Origin of the sequence: Pseudomonas sp. SW-3 (assembly GCF_016615645.1) — a bacterium.
Lineage (GTDB): Bacteria > Pseudomonadota > Gammaproteobacteria > Pseudomonadales > Pseudomonadaceae > Aquipseudomonas > Aquipseudomonas mandelii.
In genome coordinates, this window is sequence record NZ_CP067098.1 from 2,552,977 (window position 1) to 2,576,290 (window position 23,314).

At 58.8% G+C, this 23,314-nt stretch carries 24 protein-coding genes; 14 read left to right on the top strand and 10 right to left on the bottom strand.

Translation table 11 applies throughout. From position 1 onward, the window contains the following. Positions 1-36 precede the first annotated feature (36 nt). Together wecB and JIO00_RS11400 are read right to left on the bottom strand one after the other, a co-directional pair. A complete protein-coding gene (gene wecB, locus JIO00_RS11395) occupies positions 37-1,275 on the bottom strand; it encodes a non-hydrolyzing UDP-N-acetylglucosamine 2-epimerase (protein WP_081854013.1) in 1,239 nt (412 codons plus the stop codon). 607 nt (positions 1,276-1,882) lie between these two features. After that, positions 1,883-2,770, bottom strand: a complete 888-nt coding sequence (locus JIO00_RS11400) for a LysR substrate-binding domain-containing protein (RefSeq protein WP_102593380.1) — start codon at positions 2,768-2,770, stop codon at positions 1,883-1,885. 134 nt (positions 2,771-2,904) lie between these two features. Here JIO00_RS11400 and JIO00_RS11405 point away from each other — a divergent pair, with 134 nt between their 5' ends. Genes JIO00_RS11405 through JIO00_RS11420 form a run of 4 tightly spaced genes read left to right on the top strand, consistent with a single transcriptional unit; the run spans position 2,905 to position 7,111 of the window. Continuing rightward, positions 2,905-3,957: an agmatine deiminase family protein gene (locus tag JIO00_RS11405; RefSeq protein WP_200668233.1), complete on the top strand. Its 1,053-nt coding sequence runs from the start codon at positions 2,905-2,907 to the stop codon at positions 3,955-3,957. A gap of 4 nt (positions 3,958-3,961) precedes the next feature. Continuing rightward, positions 3,962-4,870 carry an N-carbamoylputrescine amidase gene (gene aguB, locus JIO00_RS11410; protein ID WP_200668234.1) on the top strand — a complete coding sequence of 303 codons (909 nt, stop codon included), beginning with the start codon at positions 3,962-3,964 and terminating at the stop codon, positions 4,868-4,870. Position 4,871: 1 nt separating this feature from the next. Next, positions 4,872-5,969: an extracellular solute-binding protein gene (locus JIO00_RS11415; RefSeq protein WP_200668236.1), complete on the top strand. Its 1,098-nt coding sequence runs from the start codon at positions 4,872-4,874 to the stop codon at positions 5,967-5,969. 23 nt (positions 5,970-5,992) lie between these two features. Then, positions 5,993-7,111, top strand: coding sequence for an agmatine deiminase family protein (locus JIO00_RS11420; protein WP_200668238.1), 1,119 nt, complete (start codon positions 5,993-5,995; stop codon positions 7,109-7,111). A 49-nt stretch (positions 7,112-7,160) separates the two neighbouring features. Here the strand turns inward: JIO00_RS11420 and JIO00_RS11425 are convergent, their stop codons facing one another. After that, positions 7,161-8,111, bottom strand: coding sequence for a helix-turn-helix domain-containing protein (locus JIO00_RS11425; RefSeq protein WP_145310836.1), 951 nt, complete (start codon positions 8,109-8,111; stop codon positions 7,161-7,163). 294 nt (positions 8,112-8,405) lie between these two features. On the opposite strand from JIO00_RS11425, the gene JIO00_RS11430 reads away from it, so the two are divergent. The 6 genes from JIO00_RS11430 to JIO00_RS11455 all read left to right on the top strand — a co-directional run bounded on the left by JIO00_RS11430 (position 8,406) and on the right by JIO00_RS11455 (position 13,665). Then, positions 8,406-9,713, top strand: coding sequence for an ABC transporter substrate-binding protein (locus JIO00_RS11430; protein ID WP_102593384.1), 1,308 nt, complete (start codon positions 8,406-8,408; stop codon positions 9,711-9,713). A gap of 197 nt (positions 9,714-9,910) precedes the next feature. Further along, entirely contained in the window at positions 9,911-10,684 is a 774-nt protein-coding gene (locus JIO00_RS11435) for an L-iditol 2-dehydrogenase (protein WP_200668240.1), read from the top strand. Between the two features lie 227 nt (positions 10,685-10,911). After that, complete coding sequence (locus tag JIO00_RS11440; protein ID WP_200668242.1) at positions 10,912-11,838, top strand: Gfo/Idh/MocA family protein; 927 nt, start codon at positions 10,912-10,914, stop codon at positions 11,836-11,838. A gap of 91 nt (positions 11,839-11,929) precedes the next feature. Next, positions 11,930-12,232, top strand: a complete 303-nt coding sequence (locus JIO00_RS11445; RefSeq protein ID WP_010459152.1) for an ArsR/SmtB family transcription factor — start codon at positions 11,930-11,932, stop codon at positions 12,230-12,232. Positions 12,233-12,297: 65 nt separating this feature from the next. Next, positions 12,298-13,281: a zinc-dependent alcohol dehydrogenase family protein gene (locus JIO00_RS11450; RefSeq protein ID WP_172790690.1), complete on the top strand. Its 984-nt coding sequence runs from the start codon at positions 12,298-12,300 to the stop codon at positions 13,279-13,281. Positions 13,282-13,314: 33 nt separating this feature from the next. Then, positions 13,315-13,665: an antibiotic biosynthesis monooxygenase family protein gene (locus tag JIO00_RS11455; protein ID WP_200668244.1), complete on the top strand. Its 351-nt coding sequence runs from the start codon at positions 13,315-13,317 to the stop codon at positions 13,663-13,665. Between the two features lie 59 nt (positions 13,666-13,724). Here the strand turns inward: JIO00_RS11455 and JIO00_RS11460 are convergent, their stop codons facing one another. Then, a complete protein-coding gene (locus JIO00_RS11460) occupies positions 13,725-14,420 on the bottom strand; it encodes a tRNA (adenine(22)-N(1))-methyltransferase (RefSeq protein ID WP_186353611.1) in 696 nt (231 codons plus the stop codon). 276 nt (positions 14,421-14,696) lie between these two features. Here JIO00_RS11460 and JIO00_RS11465 point away from each other — a divergent pair, with 276 nt between their 5' ends. The 3 genes from JIO00_RS11465 (at position 14,697) to JIO00_RS11475 (ending at position 18,021) form a co-directional block, all read left to right on the top strand. Beyond that, positions 14,697-16,556 carry an ABC transporter ATP-binding protein gene (locus tag JIO00_RS11465; protein ID WP_200668246.1) on the top strand — a complete coding sequence of 620 codons (1,860 nt, stop codon included), beginning with the start codon at positions 14,697-14,699 and terminating at the stop codon, positions 16,554-16,556. A 254-nt stretch (positions 16,557-16,810) separates the two neighbouring features. Then, positions 16,811-17,305 (top strand): cupin domain-containing protein, encoded by a 495-nt coding sequence (locus JIO00_RS11470; RefSeq protein ID WP_200668247.1) that lies wholly within the window; start codon positions 16,811-16,813, stop codon positions 17,303-17,305. A 257-nt stretch (positions 17,306-17,562) separates the two neighbouring features. Next, entirely contained in the window at positions 17,563-18,021 is a 459-nt protein-coding gene (locus JIO00_RS11475) for a MarR family winged helix-turn-helix transcriptional regulator (RefSeq protein ID WP_010459160.1), read from the top strand. 14 nt (positions 18,022-18,035) lie between these two features. Here the strand turns inward: JIO00_RS11475 and JIO00_RS11480 are convergent, their stop codons facing one another. The 4 genes from JIO00_RS11480 to JIO00_RS11495 form a co-directional block, all read right to left on the bottom strand. Further along, complete coding sequence (locus JIO00_RS11480; protein WP_102593386.1) at positions 18,036-18,488, bottom strand: hypothetical protein; 453 nt, start codon at positions 18,486-18,488, stop codon at positions 18,036-18,038. 110 nt (positions 18,489-18,598) lie between these two features. Beyond that, positions 18,599-19,027, bottom strand: coding sequence for a nuclear transport factor 2 family protein (locus tag JIO00_RS11485; protein WP_200668248.1), 429 nt, complete (start codon positions 19,025-19,027; stop codon positions 18,599-18,601). Positions 19,028-19,225: 198 nt separating this feature from the next. After that, positions 19,226-19,705 (bottom strand): phage infection protein, encoded by a 480-nt coding sequence (locus JIO00_RS11490; RefSeq protein WP_200668249.1) that lies wholly within the window; start codon positions 19,703-19,705, stop codon positions 19,226-19,228. Positions 19,706-19,836: 131 nt separating this feature from the next. Next, a complete protein-coding gene (locus JIO00_RS11495; protein ID WP_083377082.1) occupies positions 19,837-20,409 on the bottom strand; it encodes a chorismate mutase in 573 nt (190 codons plus the stop codon). Between the two features lie 172 nt (positions 20,410-20,581). Between JIO00_RS11495 and JIO00_RS11500 the strand changes: the two genes are divergently transcribed. After that, positions 20,582-21,427 (top strand): helix-turn-helix transcriptional regulator, encoded by an 846-nt coding sequence (locus tag JIO00_RS11500; protein ID WP_200668250.1) that lies wholly within the window; start codon positions 20,582-20,584, stop codon positions 21,425-21,427. Positions 21,428-21,473: 46 nt separating this feature from the next. Here JIO00_RS11500 and JIO00_RS11505 read toward each other — a convergent pair whose 3' ends face one another. Next, a complete protein-coding gene (locus JIO00_RS11505; RefSeq protein WP_200668251.1) occupies positions 21,474-21,983 on the bottom strand; it encodes a YkgB family protein in 510 nt (169 codons plus the stop codon). A 363-nt stretch (positions 21,984-22,346) separates the two neighbouring features. Next, on the bottom strand, positions 22,347-23,273 hold the full coding sequence (locus tag JIO00_RS11510; RefSeq protein ID WP_102594917.1) for a LysR family transcriptional regulator: 927 nt from the start codon (positions 23,271-23,273) through the stop codon (positions 22,347-22,349). Between the last annotated feature and the right edge of the window lie 41 nt (positions 23,274-23,314).

A 23,314-nucleotide genomic window follows, 5' to 3' on the forward strand; every position in this document is an offset into this window, starting at 1 on the left:
TAGATCTCGAGCTGATAAGGGGAGGAACGGTTTGGTTTATCGAGAGGTAAAAGCGGGGTAATGCTTCTCGGGCGCAGGCTGTGCAGACGGGTATTGCAGGAACTTGGGCAAGGACTGGCCGGCCACGATGAAATCGTCCACCGGACGGCCCATCAGGGCATCGACGATGCGCGCACTGGCCTTGCCGTCGCCGTAAGGGTTGGCCGCCTGGGAGCAGCGGCGCCACAACAGGTCGTCATCGAACAGCGCGTTAACGCCAGCGATGATCGAGCCCGGCGAGGTACCGACCAGGCGCACAGTGCCCGCCGCCACAGCTTCCGGGCGTTCGGTCACATCACGCATGACCAGCACCGGTTTGCCCAGGGACGGTGCTTCTTCCTGCACGCCACCGGAATCGGTGAGGATCACATGGGCCCGTTGCATCAGGCGCACGAAGGCCAGGTAGTCCAGCGGCTGGATCAGGTGCACGTTGGGCAGACCGCCCAGATGCTCGGTGACCGGGCCCATGACATTGGGGTTCAAGTGCACCGGGTAAACGATCTGGATATCCGAACGCCGAGCCAGATGACTCAGGGCCTTGCAGATATCCAGGAAGCCTTCACCGAAATTTTCCCGACGATGCCCGGTCACCAACAGGACCTTGCGGCCGGTCTGCAGGAACGAAAACTGCCGGTCCAGGCTTGCGCGCAGGTCGGCATCCTGTTCAATGCGCCGTGCGGTCATCTGCAGCGCGTCGATCACCGTATTGCCGGTGACGAAGGTGCGACCCTGTAGGCGTTCGTCGAGCAGGTTCTGGCGCGACTCGTGGGTGGGCGCAAACAGCATGTCCGCCCCCAGGTCGATGCAGCGACGGTTCATTTCTTCCGGCCACGGGCTGTAGATATCACCGGTTCGCAGCCCGGCTTCCACATGGCCGACCGGGATCCGTCGATGGAACGCCGCCATCGCGGCCACCATGGCCGAGGTCGTGTCGCCGTGCACCAGCACGCGGTCCGGGCAGGTCATTTCCAGCACCGGGTCGATCGCCCCGTAAAGCGCCGCCGTCAGGGAGTTGAGCGTTTGCTGCGGGGTCATGACATCGAGGGTGTAATCGGCCTTGAGGTCGAACAGGTCCAGCACCTGTTTGAGCATGCTTTGGTGTTGGCCGGTGATGCATATCTGCGAATCAATGCCGGGTTCCGCAGCGAGGGCTTTGACTAACGGCGCCATCTTGATGGCTTCTGGACGGGTACCGAAGATCGAAAGGATTTTAATCCTTGAATGATGACGAGCGATGATGCCTTCCTCGCGCAGTTTTAGTGCGCAGCACAATGCAGGCCCAAGTTTTATTGAACTTGAGCAAGCCGGTGTTATTTGAATTTGATTAATGCCGGGGATCAGCGTTGATGCTGATATTCACTTCGTGTGAGGGGGAGAGCGCCTGTAAGCCCGGAAGCGGCGGAATTATTAGCATTGAAGAGAGATGTTTTAAAGCGTTACATGGAATTTATTATTTATTAAATGAGTTTGAAACTTTTATAGCTGATCCCTGTCTTTTTTTGGTTTTGTGTTTTTCTGGCGGGGTTTTGTTTTAGTTGGTAATAGAATATTAAGTTGTTGTTTTTAAAGGGTTTAAATATTTAAAGTCCATTCGTCGGTGTGTTTGAATTTTTGAATGATTGTTGCAGTCTCGATCGGCGGCATTAGCGAGTGGTTTTTGTGAAATACAAGTCACTTAAATGGCGCCTGAATAATGTCATGGCGCACTGGAAGTTCTTTTGAACTAATTAAGTTTCTTGTAAGCGACTATCTCTCAATAGCACTAGGCTGAGTGTTCTGTTGTTCAATATGAACTTCATCAACGGACTTGGCTGAGGATACTGGCCATTAGCCGAGTCCCCTTTCATATTGCAAGTGCGGGAGACGTCTGGCTCGTTGCGTCCAGGTTACTTAACAGCCACTCGACGAAGCTACGCGCCAGCGGATTGTTCTCGCTGTCACGATGGGTCAGCAAGGCCCAGTTCGGGCCGCGAATGGTGTCTTCCACCAAGGGCTGCAACAGTCCGCTGTCACGTGCCGGCCGACTCAGCAACTGACTGACCAGGGCGATGCCGAGCCCCGCGCAGGCGGCGTCCAGCAGCAGGCCGGGGTCGGAGAAATTCAGCCCCTGATCCTTCTGCCCGACATCAATCCCGGCCTCCACCGCCCAATGACTCCAGTCCATCTCCCGCTCTCCGTGAAGGGTGGTGCGCTGCTCGACGGGCACCGTCAACACGTCTGGATGACACGCCGGGTACAGGCGGTCGGCGTGCAACACCTTGAAGCTGCACTCGGCCTGGGAACTGATGTCGTCACGCACCGCGAGGTCGATGGTCTGGGTGGTCATGTCCGGGACTTCATCGGTGCTGAAAATCCACAGGTCGACCTCCGGGTGCTGACGACGAAAATCCCCCAGACGCGGCAGCAACCAATGACGGGCGAATGTCGGCGTGGTGTTGAGCACCAGTTGGTTGGGTTTCTGGTATTGCCCGAGGCGACGAATGCCGACCGCCAGTTGCTGCAATAACGCCTGGGTGGTGCTGAGCAAATCGTGACCGGCATCGGTCAGGCTGACGCTGCGTCCACTGCGAAAAAACAACGGCTGCTCAAGGTACGCCTCAAGCGTGCGGATCTGCTGGCTGATCGCCGATTGGGTCAGGTGCAGCTCGTCGGCCGCCTTGTGAAAACTGCCCAGGCGGGCGGCGGCTTCAAAGCCGCGAAGGGTGTTGAGCGGAGGCCAGTGCTTGAGCATATCGATAAGTTCCTCTAATTACTTTTCTACAAAATCCATCGTTTGTTGGCCTTGTTTTACGGCCGTAGCATGCATGCCAAGACCGCGAAGGCAGTTTTCATTGAACACAATGACTTAACTCAAGGGTGCTTGTCATGCAGCAGAACGAACTTCAGAACAGTGGCTGGTGGATGCCGGCAGAGTGGGTGAAGCACGCCGCGACCTGGATGGTCTGGCCACACAACCAGGCGCTTTGGGAGTCGGGCTGGGGCGTCACCTTGCCGTTAGTGCAAGAGGATTTCGCCCGGGTGGCGAACGCCATCGCCCGGTTCGAACCGGTGAAAATGGTCGTCGACCCGTCGGCCGTTGCGAGTGCCAAAGCGCTGTGTGGGCCCAACATCGAATTGATCGAATTGGCCGTGAACGACAGTTGGTGCCGCGACTCCGGCCCGAGCTTCGTCTGCCATCCGCAACACGGTCTGGGCGGGGTGAGCTGGCGCTTCAATGCCTGGGGCGGCAAGTCGCTGCATAACCTCGACGAAAGCCTGGCGCGCCGCGCACTCAATCGCCTCGGCGTGCCGTGCTTTGGCACCCCGCTGAGCAACGAAGGCGGTGCGATTCATGTCGACGGCGAGGGCACGCTGATCACCACCGAATCGGTGTTGCTCAACCCCAATCGCAACCCGGGCATGACCAAGGCCGAGATCGAGGAAATCTTCACGCAGTTATTGGGCGTGAAGAAAACCATCTGGCTGCCGGGTGACCCGGACTACGTGACGGGCGACATGACTGACGGCCACGTCGATGGCGTCTGCGCCTTCGCCCGCCCCGGCGTGTTGCTGGTGGATGCCACCCACGACAAAGATTCGGTGTACGCCGAGGTTGCACGGGAAAACCGTCGCGCACTGGAGCTGGCCACCGATGCCCACGGGCGCACGTTCGAGCTGATCGAACTCTATGAAGCCACCGATGCCGTGGACACCGAAGCCGAAGTGTTCTGTGCCTCGTACACCAACTTCTACATCGCCAACCACGCGATCATCATGCCGGCCTATGGCATCGACGCCGACCACGCGGCGGCCGAAGTGTTGGCCCGGGCGTTCCCGGGGCGCGAGGTGGTGCCGGTGCGGATCAATCACCTGGCCCATGGCGGCGGCGGGGTGCATTGCATCACCCAGCAGCAGCCCGCCTGGCCAGTGCAGGGGTGAAACCATGACGCTACTGACGATTGCTACCACCCAGATGCCGTGCACTTGGGACTTGCCGAACAATCTCGATCAGGCCGAGCGACTGATCCGTGAGGCGGCCGCGAAGGGCGCCCAGGTCATCCTGTTACAGGAGCTGTTCGCTACGCCGTATTTCTGCATTGAACAAAGCCATAAACATTTGGCGTTGGCCGAAGAGTATCGATACAGCGGCGTACTCAAACGCTTTGCTGCGCTGGCCAAGGAGTTGGGGGTGGTGTTGCCGCTGAGCTGGTTCGAGAAGGCTGGCAATGCCTACTTCAATTCCCTGAGCGTGGCCGACGCCGACGGGCGCTTGCTGGGGGTGTATCGCAAGACCCACATCCCCAACGCCATCGGTTACCAGGAGAAGGAATACTTCAGCCCCGGCGACACCGGCTTCCGTGTCTGGGACACGGCATTCGGGCGCCTCGGCGTCGGGATCTGCTGGGATCAGTGGTTCCCCGAGACCGCCCGCTGCCTGGCGTTGATGGGCGCCGAAGTCTTGCTGTTTCCCACCGCCATCGGCTCTGAGCCGGGCTGCGAAACCCTGGATTCCCGTGACCATTGGCAGATGACCATGCGTGGCCATGCCGCTGCGAACATCCTGCCGGTGGTGGCGGCCAATCGCGTCGGTCGCGAGGTGGCGACCACCGATGCGGCCTTGCAAATGAGCTTCTACGGCTCGTCGTTTATCTGCAACCACAAGGGCAAGTTGCTCGCCGAGGCTGATCGCGACAGCAGCGACGTGCTGGTCCACAGCCTGGACTTGCACGCCATGCGCGAAGAACGCCTGAGCTGGGGCATTTACCGCGACCGTCGCCCGGACATGTACGGGGCGTTGCTGAGTCAGGACGGTCGTCACCTTCATGCACGCTGGAACACTCAAGGAGTTTGATATGCGCATTCCCCGCAAGCTGTTGCTCGGCGCCTTGGGATGGGCAATCGCCTCGTCGCCGCTGCACGCCGAAGAGAAGACCCTGCGGCTCTACAACTGGGCCGATTACTTCGCCGAAGACACCCTCGCCAGATTCACTGCCGAAACCGGGATCAAGGTGATCTACGACGTCATGGACGGCAGCGAAACCCTGGAGGCCAAGATGCTCGCCGGCGGCAGTGGTTATGACCTGATCTTCCCCGGCGACACCGTCGCCGAACGCTTGATGCGCGCCGGCAGCCTGCTGCCGCTGGATCGCTCAAAACTCACCGCTGTGGACGACATCGAACCCGGTTTGCAGAAGCTGCGCAGGCAGTACGAAACGTCGAGCCAGGCCACCGTCCCCTACACCTGGGGCACCATCGGCCTGACCTACAATAACGAACAGGTCAAACAGCGTTCGCCCGACGCCCCGGTCAACAGCCTGGACATGCTGTTCAAACCGGAACTGGCGGCGAAATTTTCCGATTGCGGCATCTCGATGATCGACTCTCCGGACGAAGTGCTGGCGGTGGTGCTCAACTACCTCGGGCGTGAACCGCGCAGCGCCAAGCCTGAAGACCTGGCCGCAGCGAGTGAGTTGCTGATGAAGCTGCGACCGCACATTCGCAAGTTCCAGTCGCAACCCGTGACCGATCTGGTCAACGGCAACCTGTGCCTGTCCCTCGGTTACAGCGGTGACATGACCCAGGCACAACGCACCTCGGACAGCGCCGGCAAGCACACTCGTTTCGAATATCGCATTCCCCGCGAAGGCACGACCGTGTGGATGGACACCATGGCCATTCCGGTCGACGCCAAACACCCGGAGTACGCCTACGCGTTCATCAACTTCGTCATGCGCCCGCAGAACATGGCGGCCATCAGCAATTTCACCGGCTACCCGACATCCAACGCCAAGGCCCGCCCGGACGTCGATGCGACGATGCGCAACAACCCGGATATTTACCTCGATGAGGCCACCTATGCGCGGCTGATTCCGGGCAAGGACATTCCCCAATCCGACATGCGGGCGCGGATGCGCACCTGGACCAAATTCAAGACGGCGACAGCGAAATGAGTGCTTCAGACAAGGATCAACACATGCCGACACGTCGGGATTTCATCAAGCAGGTGTCGGTGATTGCCGGTCTCGGCGCCGCAGCTTCCCTCGGCTTCAGCTTTGCGCCCGTGCACGCAGCGACACAAGGTCGTTGGCGCATGCCGGACGAGGGCGACCGACATGAACGGGCCTTCATCGCGTTTGGCGCACAGAGCGCCATCTGGGAGGATTTCACGCCCGAAGTGCAAGCGACCATGGGCCTGATCGCCCGCACCATCGCCCGATATGAGCCGGTCACCGTGTTCTGCCGCCAGGGCGAGCGGCGTCTGGCCGAACAACAGTGCGGCACGACCAATATCACCTACGTCACCACTGAGCTTGACGACATCTGGATGCGCGATATCAGCGCCAATTTTGTCATCGATGGCGAAGGCGGACTCGGCGCCGTTGATTTCAACTTCAACGGCTGGGGCAACAAACAGCAGCATGACGAGGATGCGCAAGTGGCCGCTTTGGTGGCCGAGACTACGCAGGCACGTTATCTGCGCAGCGAACTGGTGGGCGAGGGCGGCGGTATCGAAGTGGATGGCCACGGCACGGGGATCATGACCGAAAGCAGCTGGATCAACCGCAACCGCAACCCCGACTGGACCAAAGCCGAGGTCGAGCAGGAACTGAAAGACCGTTTGGGGTTGCGCAAAATAATCTGGTTGCCGGGCATCAAGGGCAAGGACATCACCGACGCTCACGTTGATTTCTACGCGCGGTTCGTCAAGCCGGGCGTGGTGGTCGCCAACCTCGACAACGACCCCGATTCATACGACCGGAACGTGACATTGGCGCACCTGGATATCCTCAAAAACGCCACCGATGCGGATGGCCGCAAGCTGCAGGTGCATACCTTGTCGCCACCGCTCAATCCGCGCAAAAGTCAGTTCACCCGCAACAACCCGGACTTTGCTGCCGGATACATCAACTACTTTCTGGTGAATGGCGCGGTCATTGCGCCCGAGTTTGGTGACAAAGCGGCGGATACGAAGGCCTTTGAACTGTTGTCGCAGCTGTATCCGGACCGGGAGGTGGTACAGCTCAATATCGACGCCGTCGCGGCGGGTGGCGGAGGGATTCACTGTGTGACCAGTCATCAGCCGGCGGTTTGATCGCAATGGAAGCGAGTCCAGGTTGAACCGACTGGCTCGCATCGCTCATTCAATGGGCTTTGGTGAACGGCAGGGAGGCGTGGGGACCGTTGCGATTGAACAGGGTCATCGCCGAACCGCGACGGTATTCACTCGGGGTCTGGTCCATTTCGATACGGAAGTGCCGATTGAAGTTGGACAGGTTTTCATAGCCCACTTCAAAACAGATGCCCGCCACTGACATCTCGGTTTGCAACAGTAGCCGGCAGGCACGCTGAACCCTGAGCTTGCGCATCAGGTCGATGAAACCGTGGCCGGTGACTCGCTTGAAGAAGCGCGAAAAACCGGGCTCGCTCATGTTCAGGCGCTGGGCAATCACCGATAGGCGAATGTCGCCTGTGAGCTCGGTCAACAAGTAGTCAAAGGCCTTGTGGATGCGCTCGGAGCTTTGGGCATCCAGGGATGGCGCGTAGTAAGCGCTGGCGAGCACATGGACGTCTTGGGAGGGCGCTTTCATCAGTGCATTGATCAGTTGCAGAAACAGAATCAGGCGTTCGAGCCCCTGAGCGGGGCCAATGTCTTCCAGCAGATGTGCGGCCTGCACAGCCGTTGCGCCGCAGAACTCCAGGCCCCGGCGTGCACGTTCAAACAGGTGCTGAAGCTCGCCCAGTTCGGGCATCGTTTCACGCAAGGCCAGAATCGCGGCACCGTCGAATTGCAGAACCACATCGCGTCCTGCCAGGAACTCGCCGGGTGCCAGATCGCCTATCCAGTCATGGGGCAGATCAGGGCCGATCAGCGCCACATGTCCGGCACCGAATGCGCCGATGTAATCGCCCGCAACCAGCTTGCCGCTGCCTTGGCGGATCAGGTGGATTTCGAATTCCGGGTGGTGATTCCAGCGAGCCAGGGAGTAGGGGTAGTCGTGTTCATACCAGCGAAAACAATGATCGGGCTCGGGAAGAATGACCTCCAGTTCGGCGGGGCGCTGTTCAAACAGCGCGGCTCGGCTATCAGGCATGGCAGGTCTCTTTCTTTGTTATTTGTTGTTCGTATGCAGGCAACATACGCCTTCCTGCCTGGCGCTTGCTAGCTCGGGGATTGCTTGGCACTGATACTTTTTTGATCGCCAGGCTGTGTCCCGGGGACGGTAAAAAAAGTATCGGGTTGCTGTCCTCTGTGCGTTTGTCCGGGGTTTTCCAAGCTGGTGTAATCAAGCCGTCCACCATGGCTGCGCAGCTGTATTTGCCCGGCAATGGTTAACAACAAAAATAATAGCTTCCGTCGTCCAGGGCGCGAAGCGGAGAGCACTACGATGACCATCCCGAAAGCACTGTACATTTTTGCCGGCCTGTCTTTTGCCCTCGTCAGTCATGCAGCCGAAACGGTCACCATCGCCACTGTGAACAATGGCGATATGATCCGGATGCAGCGGCTCTCCAAGATCTTTGAACAGCAGCACCCCGACGTGAAGCTCAACTGGGTGGTGCTGGAAGAAAACGTCCTGCGTCAGCGCCTGACCACCGATATCGCGACTCAGGGCGGGCAGTTCGACGTGCTGACAATTGGTACTTATGAAACACCGCTGTGGGGTGCCAAGCATTGGCTTGAGCCGATCACGGCACTGCCGCCAGCCTACGATCTGCAAGACATCTTCCCCTCGGTACGCCAGGGCTTGTCGGTCGACAACACGCTCTACGCCTTGCCTTTCTATGGTGAAAGCACGATCACTTATTACCGCACCGACCTGTTCAAGGGCGCCGGGTTGACCATGCCGGAGCATCCGACCTGGACGCAGCTCGGCGAGTTCGCCTCCAGGCTGCACGAACCCGATAAAGGACAGTACGGCATGTGCCTGCGGGGCAAGGCAGGGTGGGGTGAGAACATTGCGTTGTTGAGCACCATGGCCAATGCCTTTGGCGCCCGCTGGTTCGATGAACAGTGGCAGCCGGAGCTGGCCAGCCCGGAGTGGACCGCCGCGGCGCACTTCTATGTCGACACCCTGAAAAAGTATGGGCCACCCGGTGTGTCGAGCAATGGCTTCAACGAGAGCCTCGCACTGTTCAACAGCGGCAAGTGCGCGATCTGGGTGGATGCCAGCGTGGCGGGATCTTTCACGACGGACAAGGAACAGAGCAACGTTGTCGACCGCGTTGGCTTTGCCCCGGCACCGACGCAGGTCACCGACAAGGGTTCGTCGTGGCTGTATGCGTGGTCGCTGGCAATACCGGCCACCTCCAAGCATAAAGAGACAGCCAAGGCGTTCATCACGTGGGCCACGTCGAAAGAATACATTCAACTGGTCGCTGAAAAAGACGGCATCGCCAATGTTCCGCCTGGCACGCGTCAATCCACGTACAACGAGGCCTATCTGCAAGCGGCGCCTTTCGCGCAAGTGACATTGCAGATGATGCAGCACGCTGACCCTGCACACCCCTCGATCAAGCCGGTTCCTTACGTCGGCATCCAGTACGTCACGATTCCTGAGTTCCAGGCGATAGGCACCTCCGTGGGGAAACTGTTTTCCGCTGCGCTGACGGGGCAAATGTCGGTCGATCAGGCACTCGCTGCCGCACAGACCTCCACCGAACGTGAAATGAAACGCGCCGGTTATCCCAAGTAGCCAACGGTGCATCGGGGGCCACTGTCCTGGTTTGTCTGGACACTGAGTGGCCTCCATCGCGGACAAGCCACGCGCCCACAGGATTGCGCAATTAATGTGGGAGCGGGTCTGTCCTGATGCGTCTCGCTGCCTGAACGCTACACCCCGCCTGCCCTTGATCGGGCTTACCCGAATGTTAGAAAACGGATGAACCATCAATGAAACGACTCGAAGGAAAAAGCGCGCTTGTCACAGGGGCTGCCCGAGGCATTGGACGTTCCTTTGCCCAGGCTTACATTCGCGAGGGAGCGACCGTCGCTATCGCGGACATCAACCTGGAGCGCGCCCAAGCCACGGCCACCGAGCTGGGGCCTGACGCATACGCTGTCGAGATGGACGTTACCCGCCAGGCGTCCATCGATGCGGCCATCGCCGCTGTCATCGCGCAGACCGGCAAGCTGGATATCTTGATCAACAACGCCGCACTGTTCGACCTTGCGCCCATTGTCGATATCACCCGCGACAGCTTCGAGCGTCTGTTTTCGATCAATGTGGCAGGAACGCTTTTCACCCTGCAGGCAGCGGCCCGTCAGATGATCATTCAGGGCCATGGCGGCAAGATCATCAACATGGCCAGCCAGGCGGGACGAAGAGGGGAGGCCCTCGTGGGGGTGTATTGCGCGACCAAAGCGGCGGTGATCAGCCTTACCCAATCCGCAGGGCTGGACCTGGTCAAGCATGGCATCAATGTGAATGCCATCGCCCCAGGTGTCGTCGATGGCGAGCATTGGGACGGCGTCGATGCAATGTTTGCCCGCTATGAGAACCGGCCATTGGGTGAAAAGAAAAAGCGCGTGGGGCAGGAAGTGCCTTTTGGGCGGATGGGCACCGCTGAGGACCTGACGGGCATGGCGATTTTCCTCGCGTCGTCCGAGAGCGAATATGTGGTGGCTCAGACCTACAATGTCGACGGCGGTAACTGGATGAGCTGACCTGTTTTTGCGCTGGCGTGGCGACGGTGCGATGCCTTCGCCCCGCCGGGTTCAGGGGGGCGTCGGTGGCGGGCCGCTATCGACCCTCGGCGTCCGTTGGCAGGGATAGCATCGCTCCAGCTCGCGTGCCAGATGAAACGTCAGCACATCATCAATGACTTCCCCGCCACACAAACGTAATCTTGCCGATTCGCGTATCAAGAAAAACAAAAAAACAGGAGTCATTGATGCAACCGATCCGTCTCGGTCTGGTGGGCTACGGCAAGATTGCCCAGGATCAACACGTCCCCGCTATCAACGCCAACCCCGCGTTCCAGTTGGTTTCTGTCGCCACGCAAGGGCAGCCCTGCGCCGGGGTCGAGAACTTTCGGTCCCTGGGCGAGTTGCTCGACAAGGGCCCGCAGGTCGATGCGATTGCGTTTTGCACACCGCCACAAGGCCGCTTCGCGCTGGTGCAACAAGCGCTGGCCGCCGGCAAACACGTGCTGGTCGAAAAACCGCCGTGCGCCACGCTGGGTGAAGCCATGGCATTGGTGAGCCAGGTGCAGGAGCAAGGCGTCAGCGGATTGTTCGCCTGGCATTCACGCTATGCGCCCGGTATCGAAGCCGCCCGTGCGTGGCTGGCTACCCGCACCCTGCACAGCGTGCAGATCGACTGGAAGGAAGACGTACGCAAATGGCACCCCGGTCAGGCGTGGATCTGGCAACCGGGCGGCCTGGGCGTCTTCGATCCCGGTATCAACGCGTTGTCGATTGCAACCCATCTGTTGGCGCTGCCGCTGTTTGTCGAGTCTGCTGAACTGCGAGTCCCCAATAACTGCCAGTCGCCGATTGCCGCTTCGATCAAAATGTCTGACGCGCGTCACCTCGACGTGCGCGCAGAGTTCGATTTCGACCACGGTCATGACGAACTCTGGAGCATCGAGATTCGCTGCACCGAAGGCACCCTGCGCCTGGATAACGGTGGCGCATTGTTGAGTATCGATGGCGTGCATCAAGCCGTCTCGGAGGAGGGCGAGTACGCGGCGGTGTACCGACATTTCCAACAACTGATTGGCGACAAAACCAGTGAACTGGACCTCCAGCCGCTGCGACTGGTGGCTGACAGCTTTTTTGTCGGCAGTCGGGTATCGGTTGAGCCGTTCTACGATTAACGGCTGCTCGGTCAAAGGGTGAGGCAAGCGTCAGCCGCTTGCTCTCGTATTAATGTATTGACATATCGGTAAATGTCGATATCTTCGAGTTATGGAATTACTCGAAATATTCAAAGCCCTCTCAAACCGTACACGCCTTGAAATCTTGAAAGGTTTGAAGGATCCAGCCAAGAACTTCCCTCCGCAGGATGAAGGTGACGTTCATACGGTGGGCGTCTGCGTCAGTAGTATTCAAGAAGGCGTCGGCCTGTCGCAGTCGACGGTGTCTGATTATCTGGCAACGCTGCAACGAGTGGGCCTGGTCGAGGTCAGGCGCATCGGTCAGTGGACCTACTACAAGCGCAATGAAGCAACCATCAGTGCTCTTGTCGAGCTCATGGGGAAAGAGCTGTAGCTTTTTTTTTACCGTAAGATATCGAGAAATCCCGATATCCCTTTTTGTCGAAACGAGGATTGACCATGAAAGCGCTCATACTCAAATCATTTGGCGGCCCGGAATCGTTCGAACTTCGTGACGTGCCCAAGCCAGTACCGCACACAGGACAGGTCCTGGTCCGGGTACACGCAACCTCCATCAACCCGCTGGATTACCAGGTACGACGTGGCGATTATCCCGATCTGGTGCAACTGCCATCCATTACCGGACACGACGTATCTGGCGTTGTCGAAGCCGTTGGGCCGGGTGTGACGACCTTCGCCCCGGGAGACGAAGTCTGGTACACCCCGCAAATATTCGACGGGCCAGGCAGTTATGCCGAGTACCACGTTGCTGCCGAAAGCATTGTCGGGAAGAAGCCTCCCTCGATCAGCCATCTTGAGGCGGCAAGCCTGAGTCTGGTCGGAGGAACGGCGTGGGAAGCACTGGCTGTGCGTGCTGAGCTCCGAGTGGGGGAAAGCATCCTGGTCCACGGCGGCGCGGGAGGCGTCGGTCATGTGGCGATCCAGCTGGCAAAAGCCATGGGCGCAAGGGTGTTCACGACTGTGCGCGAAGCAAACGTTGAGTTCGCTCGAAGTATGGGTGCCGACGTGATCATCGACTACGAAAAGGAGGATTACGTCGACGCCATCATCCGGGAAACCGGTGGTCGCGGAGTCGATGTCGTGTTCGACACCATCGGCGGCAACACACTGTCGCGCAGCCCCGACGTGCTCGCACAACTTGGCCGCGTTGTCTCGATTGTGGACATTGCCCAGCCACAAAACGTCGTTCAGGCCTGGGGCAAGAACGCGAGTTATCACTTCGTTTTCACAAGACAAAACCGCGGCAAGCTTGATGAGTTGAGCGCATTGATAGAACGCGGTCAGCTGCGGCCGCACGTTGGCGCTGTCTATTCGCTTGCCGACATTGCGCTCGCCCATGCCCTTCTGGAGAGGCCCAACAACGGTGTTCAAGGAAAAATCGCGATTGCAGTAGGGCCGTCGTCCCATCTCGTCAGTGCGTAATTTTGACCGTTGAACTCACTTTAAGGGAACGCCATGATTTACGAAATCGCTCTGCTACCCGTGCACAAAGAACACATTGAAACGTTCAGGCGTGCATTTGCCGAGGTCGCTCCTTTGCTCCGCCGCGCAAAGGGTTACCGCGGTCACTTGCTCGCACAAGGGATCGAAACTCCCCAGCTATTCAACCTGATCGTGCGATGGCAATCACTCGAGGATCACACGCCGGGCTTCGAGGCGAGTGAAGACCATCGGATATTCATGATGGGCTTGGAGGAATATTTTTCGGAGGAACCGACGGTCTATCACCTTGAGGGGGGAGCCTTTGCTACAGGCGAATATGATGATCCGAACAGCGCCGCCGGCATGGGGAATGCTGTTGCCTGAGGTGTTTTTAGCTTTGCCGGATCACCGCTCTGCACTGTTCGCGTAAGCCCTGCACAATCTCAAGCCAGCAGCTCGGTGATCCATCGGGCCTGCCGGGCGATCTCTTGCAGCTTCGCCTCGGGCACGGCCTGCCGCGCACGGGCGAAGTGGGTCAGGGTCTGCTGCTTGTGGCGCAGTATGCGCTGCCACTTGAGCAGGAACGCCGGGCTGCGTGCCTGCATCTGCAGCGGGCCGAAGTACAACTCCTCGGCGGTGTACGTCACTGCAGAGGCGCGCTCGGCGACGATGATTTCGTAGTCAAAGCGGTTTTCCCGCAGCAGTTCCTCGCAGAGGATGCGGTAACCGTTGTCCATCAGCCATTGGCGCAACGGCTGCTCGCCGCCGTTGGGTTGCAGGATCAGGCGTTCCTGGCCGCTCAGGTGCGCCTTGCCGCTGTCGAGGATGTCGCGGATCGTCTCGCCGCCCATGCCGCAGATGCTGATCGCCGTGATCCCATCTTCCGGCTCGATGGCCGCCAGGCCATTGGCCAGGCGCACGGTGATTCGCAGGTCTTGACCGCTTTCGCGCACGGTGCGTTCAGCCGAGTGGAACGGCGTCAATGCCACCTCACCGGCCACCGCCGATGCGATGACGCCCCGGCGCATCAACGCCACCGGCAGGTAGCCGTGATCCGAGCCGATATCGGCGAGGCGCGCACCGGCTGGCACATGCGCCGCCACGCGTTCCAGGCGCATGGACAATGTCTGTTCGTTCAACCGCAACCCCTTTTCACCACAAACGACCGGCACTTTGGCCGGATCGGGGCGCCATTCTGTCGAGCAACGCCGTGCATTTCAAATTCCTGCGACCGGGGCCATGGATCGCACGGTGCCTTGGCGCTCGAAGCGAACATGAATCCGAGCACTTTCTGTCATTGCTGAGTCAGTTCGGCGGTGCAATCGGCCAGCAGCGGCTTACCTCAATTTCACAAAACCCTCAAAGCAACCGTTCAATGGCAGAATCTCCCCCACTTGATCGTTTTGGAGAACACCATGCTTCGTGCGTTTGAACGAAGACTCGACCCTTTTCCTCCTGACGAGGTACCACCACCACCCGCCGGTCTGGCTCGTTTCCTGTGGGCCTGTACCCGGGGCGCCCGCGGTTACATCCTTGCGCTTGCGTTGCTCAGTGCCTGTGTATCGATCTACGAAGCCTGGCTGTTTTCCTTCCTCGGTCAGGTCGTGGACCTGCTCTCGACCTGGCAGGCGGGCGGTGAAGCGGCGGCGCAGGAAAGTCGCGTGTTGTGGGGCATGGGCATCGTCATGGTGACCAGTGTCGGGCTGGTGGCGTTGCGCACCATGGTGCAGCACCAGATATTGGCGATTAACTTGCCGTTGCGGCTGCGTTGGGACTTCCATCGCCTGATGCTGCGGCAAAGCCTTTCGTTTTTCTCCGATGAGTTTTCCGGGCGAGTCACTACCAAGGTGATGCAGACGGCGCTAGCGGTGCGCGACGTGCTCTTCACCCTGATCGAGATCGCACCCGGGATCGGGGTGTATTTCATCGCGATCATCGCACTGGCCGGCGGCTTCGCGCTGAAACTGATGCTGCCGTTCGTTGCCTGGGTCGTGTTGTTCGGTCTGGCCATGCTGTACTTCGTACCCCGTCTGGGGAAAGTCGGGCAGGAACAGGCCAATGCGCGGTCGATGATGACCGGGCGTATCTCGGACGCCTATACCAACATCACGACGGTCAAACTGTTCTCCCACTCCAATCGTGAAGCGCACTTTGCGCGTGCCGCGATGGAGGATTTCAAGCAAACCGGCTTTCGCCAGATGCGTCTGGTCAGCCAGTTCGAGATCGTCAATCAGGCATTGGTGGTGGCGTTGATCATGGCAGCCGGTGGTTATGCCCTGTGGCTATGGCACCTGGGTGAGGTTGGCGCGGGTGCCGTGGCGGCAATCACCGCCATGGCGTTGCGGATCAATGGCATGTCGCACTGGATCATGTGGCAAATGACCTCGCTGTTCGAGAGCATCGGCACCGTACAGGACGGCATGGCAACACTGACCCTGGGCGCCAAGGTGCAGGATGCACCGGGCGCGGGCGCGCTGGTGACCTCTGGCGGCGCAGTCACCTTCGATAAGGTGAGCTTCAACTACAATGGCGAACGCCAGGTGCTCGACGGCCTGAGCCTGAGCATTCGCGCGGGCGAAAAAATCGGCCTGGTCGGCCGCTCTGGCGCTGGCAAATCCACGCTGATCAACCTGCTGCTGCGCTTCTACGACGTCGACAGCGGGGAGATTCGCATTGACGGCCAAAACATCGCACACGTGACGCAAGAAAGCCTGCGCGGCTCCATCGGCATGGTCACGCAGGACACCTCCCTGCTGCACCGTTCTATTCGCGACAACATCGCTTATGGCCGTCCCGATGCGACCGAGGCGCAAATTCGCAACGCCGCGGCCAATGCCCAGGCCGATGGGTTCATTAGCCAACTGAGCGACCGGCAAGGCCGTACCGGCTACGACACCCTTGTGGGTGAGCGCGGCATCAAGCTGTCGGGCGGCCAGCGCCAACGCGTCGCGATTGCCCGTGTGATGCTCAAGAACGCCCCGATCCTGCTGCTTGACGAGGCCACCAGCGCGCTGGACTCGGAAGTCGAAGTCGCCATTCAGGAAAGCCTCGATGAAATGATGCAGGGCAAGACCGTGATCGCTATCGCCCATAGGCTGTCCACGATTGCGGCCATGGACCGGCTCATCGTCATGGATGACGGACGCATCATTGAACAGGGCACTCACAGCGAATTGCTTGGGAAGAACGGCGTCTATGCGCGGCTGTGGCAGCACCAAAGCGGCGGATTCCTGGGTGAGGACAAGGGTGTGTTCGAGGCGATGGATCAGGTGTGAGGGGGGAGGGTGAGCGTCCGGGCGAACTGTTGGTTGGCAAGAGCCCGGACTGAATTCATCCCTCCGTTGGAGGTTGTGTCAGCGCAGACGCTCGCGAAGTGAAAGGGCTGGCCATCGCCGTGAGTCGGGGGGCTGTTATGACACCTGTTATTGAATTGATTACATTGCGTATCAACTGAAATACGCATCAGCGGCATTATCACAGGAGATCGCCACCCCTACAGTAGAGAGGACATTTTTCTCAGGGGCCTCCCATGATTCAGAGCATTATGAAAACTGCTTGCCTGACTACGTTTCTTGCCCTGTGTACAACCCTGTCGGTGGTTCAAGCACAACCATTGCCGCTCGGTAAAACCGGTGCTTTGTATAACGAAGACGTGGAGTGGCGTAGCTTTCCAGCGTTTCCGCAAGCAGTAAAACTGGCTGTACTGGTCGGTGATCCTGCCAAGCCAGGTCCCTACGTCGTGCGAGTCAAAGTACCGAATGGCACGAAGTTAATGCCCCATACCCATCCTGAAGACCGTATATACACCGTCATGTCCGGTGTGTTTTACATTGGTTTTGGCTCTGTGTTTGATCCGGACAAGTTGGTCGCTTATGGCCCGGGCAGTGTCGTGGTGCTCCCGGCTAATACGCCGCATTTTCACTGGGCCAGATCGGGGGAATATGTTTCTCAGGTGTACGGAACAGGTCCGCTTGGGCTTGAGTACATTGACCGTCGTGACGATCCTCGTCATGCGTCAAAGTGAAGAAGAAGGGCGGGGCAGGCTTACCCTTTGGCCCGGTGACGCAAGCGCGAGTATGAAATCAGCATGCTGGTCAGCTCCTGCGTGAAAGTGATCTGAACCGCGCGATCAAGGGGCGTTCCCGTTGGACCGGTCGTCGGCCTTCAAAGGCCTGATCGACCTGAAAGCGCCGGCCGTAGCAGTGAGCACTTCCGATGCCATCGCATGCGACGTATAGTCTGACCTTGCAGTCCATCCGTCTTTGGCCACAGAGAACGCTCATGAAATCCACCGAAAAGACAGCCGCCCTCGACCTGAAGCTTTCAGACTTCCTGTGCTTTGCTGTCTATTCCTCTAACCTCGCTTTCGGCAAGGCATACAAGCCAATGCTTGAACGGCTCGGACTTACCTACACGCAATACATCACCCTTGTGGTGCTGTGGGAAGAAGACAACCAGACCGTTGGCAGCCTTGGCGAAAAGCTGTTCCTCGAATCCAACACCCTCACGCCGATCCTGAAGAAACTGGAGGCGATGGGTTATCTGCTGCGCCAGCGCGACCCGGAAGACGAGCGGCAGGTTCGCATCCGCCTCACAAGCGAGGGGCGAAAACTGCGTGAAGGCCTCACGGAAGAAGGCTTCCCGCAAACCGGTCTTGATCCCGACGAATTCGTGCAAATGCAGAAAGCCATTGTGAAATTACGGGACAACCTCATCCGTACTACGAAAGACAGGGAATAAGCCGTTTCGAATGGCTACTTCACTGCGCCTCCCTGCTTGATGTCACCGCAAAAAATATCGACGTTGCCACTCTCCGGAGCCGTTCGCACGACGATGGAATACTCGCTGGAAAGCAGGTCTTGCAGGGCGATCGGTGCACTTCTTGAGAACGACCAGCCGCGTACAGGTTCGCGCTGGGTGTTGACCTTGTCGTTCATTGCAAAGGCCACTGGCCCGGGCTGCTGGCAGGTGCCTTTATGGATGAAGCTATAGAGACGCAAGGGCAAAGTCGCTCCGCTGGGAGCTCCCGTGATGAAGAAGCTGAGTCCGGTCTGTTTTTCCCAGCTTGTCAGCGTGACGTTGCCGATCTGCCCGGTGTTCTGTCGGGTGGCGACCAAGGGGACAGACACGCCATGGTCTGTTGAAGTGGCGCAGCCGAAAAGGCTTACGCTGATCATTAGGGTTGCAAGTGAGCATCTGAAGTTCATTGCCAACTCCTGCGTAAGAACTGCAATGGGTGATTAGCCGGTATAGAGCGAGGTGCTCGGGTTGCCTGTCGGCCCCCCTGCAGCACCGCGCCCCAACCGATGCTTTGCAATCAGGCTTTGCTGGCGGCCAGAAAAGCGCCAAGGCGTTGTCCCATTTGCTCGCCCAAGGCTTGCAAGGCACTGAATGGGCGAACCATCACCTCGAATTCGACGATTTTTCCGTGTTCATTGAAGCGGATCATGTCGATACCCTTTAACTCTTTGCCGTTCACTTTGGCGCTGAACTCCAGGACGACGCTCAAGCCGTCGGCCGTCGACAGTTCCCGGTGATAGGCAAAATCCTCAAATACGTTGACTACCGTGTTGAGAATCATCGATACCACGGCCGCTCCCGGGTAGGGTGTGTGGGCCATCGGTGAGCGGAATATTGCCTGTGGGTCCAACAACTCGGGCAGGGCGCTCAAGTCACCCTTGCGGATCATGTCGTGCCATTGCTTCAGGGAGTGTGCGGCGTTGGGGTGCAGGTTCAGCTCAGACATTTTCAACTCCTGTATTTTTGTTGTTCTGTAGAACGTTTCAGTGTTGCCCATGCAGTGTCGCCCGATGGCTTGCTGCAAGACCCTGATAGTGCCGCCAAGATCGACTGGCGGCTATGCGAATGTACTAAAAGTAGCTCACGAAAAAGCCCGGCGGGTCAGGCCGGGCTTTTTGATAGGTACCGCTGTGAAGCCATTCATTCAGGCGACGCGGTTTTCAATCAGGCGGTCGGAACCACCTTCGGCAACGCGGTTCTCGATGAGACGGTCGGAACCACCTTCGGCGACGCGGTTTTCAATCAGACGGTCGGAGCCACCTTCTGCAACGCGGTTCTCGATCAGACGGTCGGAACCACCTTCGGCGACGCGGTTTTCAATCAGACGGTCGGAACCACCTTCGGCGACGCGGTTCTCGATCAGACGTTCGGAACCACCTTCGGCGACGCGGTTCTCGATCAGACGTTCGGAACCACCTTCGGCGACGCGGTTTTCAATCAGACGATCCGAACCACCTTCAGCAACGCGGTTTTCGATCAGACGATCCGAACCACCCTCAGCCACGCGGCTTTCAATCAGACGATCCGAGCCGCCTTCAGCGACAACCGGGTGAGCAGAGGTAGCGGCGAAAGCGTTAACTGCAAAAACCGAGAAAGCGATGCTGAGAAGGATTTGGCGTTTCATGATGGTGTGCTCCGGGGTGTAGTTGTTTGGTATGGAGGCGATGTTACGCCCCGGAGTTTTTAAGAGAACTTCATTGAGTTAATGGTGACTATTGATGCAGTCAATGGCTGCCCGAGACTACCGTCGGCCTGTCACTGATCGGCGACACACAGCTCCCCGGTCGCGCGTATCAATGCCTGACCATGCAGTTGGTCCTTGATCAGGCCGGCGCGTGCCTCGCCCAGCCAGTTGGGGCAGTTCGGGTCTTTGCGATAGGGCGCGAACTCAGCGTATTGCTGCAACAGCCGGTTTTGCAGCTCATCCAGTTGGGGCCTGATCTGTTTGGCAAGGTCCGGCCGCGGTGTGTCAGGCGCCTTGCCGGCCGCCCGCCAATTGGCGAGCAGTCCGTACTGCACGAGCTTGTTGGCTTCGATCTGTGCGGCGATCAACTCGGCGACCTGTTCCGGGTCCAGTTTGCGTTTAACCGCCATCTTCCTGGCGTTAGCGATCACTTGCGCTTCTCGGGCACTGTCCTGGATGGGTTTGCCGCTGTCCCACTTGGCCAGCGCCACCAAATCACCAATGTTCAGTCGCTCATTCATCGTCACCAGCAGCGGTTGCAAACTCTCGGGCGCTGGGGAGGGCGTGCTCGCCTGTGCGCCGCCAGCGAATAAACCGATCAGGGCGCAGGCCAGCAGTTGCGGGATGCGTGGGGAGTGGGGCATAAGCAAAACCTCGTCAGAACTCAGGACTCACACAATCAGGTGTTGTGTATCACACAGGTGCGCCAAGCATACAACGCCTGGAGCGCCCGCCGCGTGGGGAAAGGACCCAATCGGACCGCAACCCCCTCGGTGATATGCTCTTTCGTGTCTACACTTCGCCCAGAGATCGCCCATGGATCGCTTGTCTACACTGTTGTCGCAGTTCGGCGTGCGCGCCAACCTCTTTTACAACGGCAAGCTTTGCGGCATGGCGTCTTACGACGGTGCTGACACGCGAGGTCATATTCACCTGCTTCAGGCCGGTTCCCTCACGTTGCTGGGGCTCGATCGCAAGGACTTGCTGCTGACTCGGCCCAGTCTGATTTTTCTGCCCCGACCACGCCGGCATCAACTGTTCGCCAATGAACCCGAAGGGGCTCAACTCCTGTGCGCATCAATGGAGTTCGAGGGTGGGGTCGATAACCCGCTGTCGGCTTCGTTACCCGATCTGCTGGTGCTGCCCCTGGATGAGCTACCGATGCTGGCCGACACGTTGAGATGGATGTTTGTTGAGGCGGCGGGCGGACATTGCGGCAGGGAGGCTGCGCTGGATCGCTTGTTCGAATTGCTGATCATCCTGTTGTTTCGGCATCTGCTCGACCACCACCAGTTGCACACCGGAATGATTGCCGGGCTGGCCGATTCACGATTGGCGCGCTCCCTGGTCCAGATTCAAAACGCACCGCATCGTCCCTGGTCGATTGCCGAGCTTGCGAGCGAGTCAAACATGTCGCGCGCGGCCTATGCCGTGCATTTCCGGGCCGTCATCGGGCAGACACCGGCCGATTATCTGTTGAGTTGGCGTATCAGCCTGGCGCAGAAGCGTCTGCGTGAAGGGCGACCGATCACGCTGATCGCCGCCGAGGTCGGTTATGAAAGTCCTTCGGCGCTTGCCCGCGCTTTTCGTCGCAAGACGGGCTACAGCCCTCGGGACTGGATGAAGGATTCGGCAGGAGAGGCTGATGGCGAAATGGCCTGAAAACCTCTAGCGGTTTCAGGCCATTCCTGGAGGACAAATCATCGGTTCAACGCGATTCCAGTGCAGTCAGAGAATGGCCGGCCACGAAAACCGAAGCGGCAAGCAAGCCGATATCCTTCAGGAGAAACTGACCAGGTGCAACCGAAATGGCCGGGAAACCGAGGCCGGGTTCAATCACGCCAGGTGTCGACAACATGAAGCTCAAGGTCGTGAAAAACAATCCGGCAGACAACGCACCCCCGATCAATGAAAGCTTGGGTGACAGCAGACGCCCCGCAATAAGGAGACCGATCGAGACTTCCAGGATACCGAGCAGACTGGAGAACGTATCCACACTGAAAATGTTGTAGACCCAACCGAGGAAAGGGCTGTTGCTTACCAACGGGACCAGGCCCTCGGCTTCATAGTGCGTGAACTTCATGCCGCCGAACCAGAAGTAAATGATGGCCAGAGCAACGTAAGCACCGTAGGTGCCGATCGCCGTGGTTCTAACCCCGAGCGATGCTTTCTGAGTGACGCCGGTCGTTCTGAAGCTCTCATTGTTCAAGGTAGTCATGATTCAGGCTTCCAATAATGTGGGGATTCAAACCCAGCGCGGTTTACGTTGGGAGTGGACACAGTGTTGCCTTTGACTCCACGCTCTTGGCTTCTGAACGTATTGAGAACTGTGCAGATCGTCTTGACTCACTTCAGGTCTTGAAAAGAGGAGGGCGGCTGGACCATCGCGTCCCGACGCCTGCCCATGACACTGGCCAGCCTGTTGCTGTCCCTGGAAATGATCTTCGCGACCTGCCTGGGGCTGCTGTTGTATTTACCAGGGCCCTCGGTGCCGGAGGGGCATCGCACTGATTGTGGTGGGAGCCGTCACAGCGATCATTTGGACAAAGCGACCGCCATGGCGAATTCCCCAACGCTGTATTCACGAGTCATGTCCGTCGCTGACCGGCGCATGGTGTGCCATCAGCTCAGCGACCCAATCGATGAACACGCGCAGTTTGATACTGATATGCCGATTTGGCGGAAATGCCACGTAGATGGGCATCGGATCGAGTTTCCAGTTCTCGAACAGGGGCACTAACTCGCCGCGCGCTTCGAAGGTCTTGGACATGTACTTTGGCAGCCACAGCACGCCCAGTCCGGCAAGGCCGGCCGCGAGGTAGGCATTGCCATCGTCGACTGCCAGCGCGTAGCGACCTTTGATCCGGACACTCTCAACGTCGTTGTGCAGGGCATAGGGCACGGCTTTGCCGGTGCGCGCCCACAGGAAACCGACGATACGGTGATGCGAATCTTCCAGCTCCCGCGGATGCGCAGGCGTACCGACGCGTGCCAGGTAGCTGGGCGCTGCAAAAACACCAAGCTGGAGGTCGCCTACTCGTCGGGCCATTAACGACTGATCCGTCAGCTCGCCGCCGCGCACCACGCAATCGACGTTCTCATCAATCATATCCACGATACGATCGCTGACGCCCATGTCGATCTGGATGTCTGGGTACCGCTCGTAAAACGCAGGCAACGCGGGTACGAGAATCATGCTGGCCAGCGGGCTTGGCACATCCACTCGCAACCGGCCCCTGGGCAGCGTCGAGGCGCCGGACAGGCTGGTCTCGGCGTCGTCCATGTCGGCCAGCAATTGGAGCACTCGCTCGTAATAAACGGCACCGTCGGCGGTGACGTTGACTTTGCGAGTCGTGCGGTTAAGTAATTTGACGCGCAACCGTGCCTCAAGCTGCTGGACCAGTTGTGTCACGGTGGTCTTGCTCATGTGCAGTGTTTCGGCTGCCTTGGTGAAGCTGCCCGCTTCCACCACTCGAGCAAATGCCTGCATTGCATCAAAACGGTCCATTGCTGCCCCGGCTATCGATCAGATTGTTTGGATTTCACAAA

Bases quoted from the DNA above. Each gene is read 5' to 3' on its own strand.
- JIO00_RS11400 (WP_102593380.1), bottom strand. From the start codon at position 2,770: ATGCTCAAGCACTGGCCTCCGCTCAACACCCTTCGCGGCTTTGAAGCC.
- JIO00_RS11455 (WP_200668244.1), top strand. From the start codon at position 13,315: ATGATTTACGAAATCGCTCTGCTACCCGTGCACAAAGAACACATTGAA.
- JIO00_RS11465 (WP_200668246.1), top strand. From the start codon at position 14,697: ATGCTTCGTGCGTTTGAACGAAGACTCGACCCTTTTCCTCCTGACGAG.
- JIO00_RS11405 (WP_200668233.1), top strand. From the start codon at position 2,905: ATGCAGCAGAACGAACTTCAGAACAGTGGCTGGTGGATGCCGGCAGAG.
- JIO00_RS11430 (WP_102593384.1), top strand. From the start codon at position 8,406: ATGACCATCCCGAAAGCACTGTACATTTTTGCCGGCCTGTCTTTTGCC.
- JIO00_RS11480 (WP_102593386.1), bottom strand. From the start codon at position 18,488: ATGAACTTCAGATGCTCACTTGCAACCCTAATGATCAGCGTAAGCCTT.
- JIO00_RS11445 (WP_010459152.1), top strand. From the start codon at position 11,930: ATGGAATTACTCGAAATATTCAAAGCCCTCTCAAACCGTACACGCCTT.
- JIO00_RS11495 (WP_083377082.1), bottom strand. From the start codon at position 20,409: ATGCCCCACTCCCCACGCATCCCGCAACTGCTGGCCTGCGCCCTGATC.
- JIO00_RS11490 (WP_200668249.1), bottom strand. From the start codon at position 19,705: ATGAAACGCCAAATCCTTCTCAGCATCGCTTTCTCGGTTTTTGCAGTT.
- JIO00_RS11500 (WP_200668250.1), top strand. From the start codon at position 20,582: ATGGATCGCTTGTCTACACTGTTGTCGCAGTTCGGCGTGCGCGCCAAC.
- JIO00_RS11435 (WP_200668240.1), top strand. From the start codon at position 9,911: ATGAAACGACTCGAAGGAAAAAGCGCGCTTGTCACAGGGGCTGCCCGA.
- JIO00_RS11510 (WP_102594917.1), bottom strand. From the start codon at position 23,273: ATGGACCGTTTTGATGCAATGCAGGCATTTGCTCGAGTGGTGGAAGCG.
- aguB (WP_200668234.1), top strand. From the start codon at position 3,962: ATGACGCTACTGACGATTGCTACCACCCAGATGCCGTGCACTTGGGAC.
- JIO00_RS11470 (WP_200668247.1), top strand. From the start codon at position 16,811: ATGATTCAGAGCATTATGAAAACTGCTTGCCTGACTACGTTTCTTGCC.
- JIO00_RS11505 (WP_200668251.1), bottom strand. From the start codon at position 21,983: ATGACTACCTTGAACAATGAGAGCTTCAGAACGACCGGCGTCACTCAG.
- JIO00_RS11415 (WP_200668236.1), top strand. From the start codon at position 4,872: ATGCGCATTCCCCGCAAGCTGTTGCTCGGCGCCTTGGGATGGGCAATC.
- JIO00_RS11475 (WP_010459160.1), top strand. From the start codon at position 17,563: ATGAAATCCACCGAAAAGACAGCCGCCCTCGACCTGAAGCTTTCAGAC.
- JIO00_RS11420 (WP_200668238.1), top strand. From the start codon at position 5,993: ATGCCGACACGTCGGGATTTCATCAAGCAGGTGTCGGTGATTGCCGGT.
- JIO00_RS11450 (WP_172790690.1), top strand. From the start codon at position 12,298: ATGAAAGCGCTCATACTCAAATCATTTGGCGGCCCGGAATCGTTCGAA.
- JIO00_RS11485 (WP_200668248.1), bottom strand. From the start codon at position 19,027: ATGTCTGAGCTGAACCTGCACCCCAACGCCGCACACTCCCTGAAGCAA.
- JIO00_RS11425 (WP_145310836.1), bottom strand. From the start codon at position 8,111: ATGCCTGATAGCCGAGCCGCGCTGTTTGAACAGCGCCCCGCCGAACTG.
- JIO00_RS11440 (WP_200668242.1), top strand. From the start codon at position 10,912: ATGCAACCGATCCGTCTCGGTCTGGTGGGCTACGGCAAGATTGCCCAG.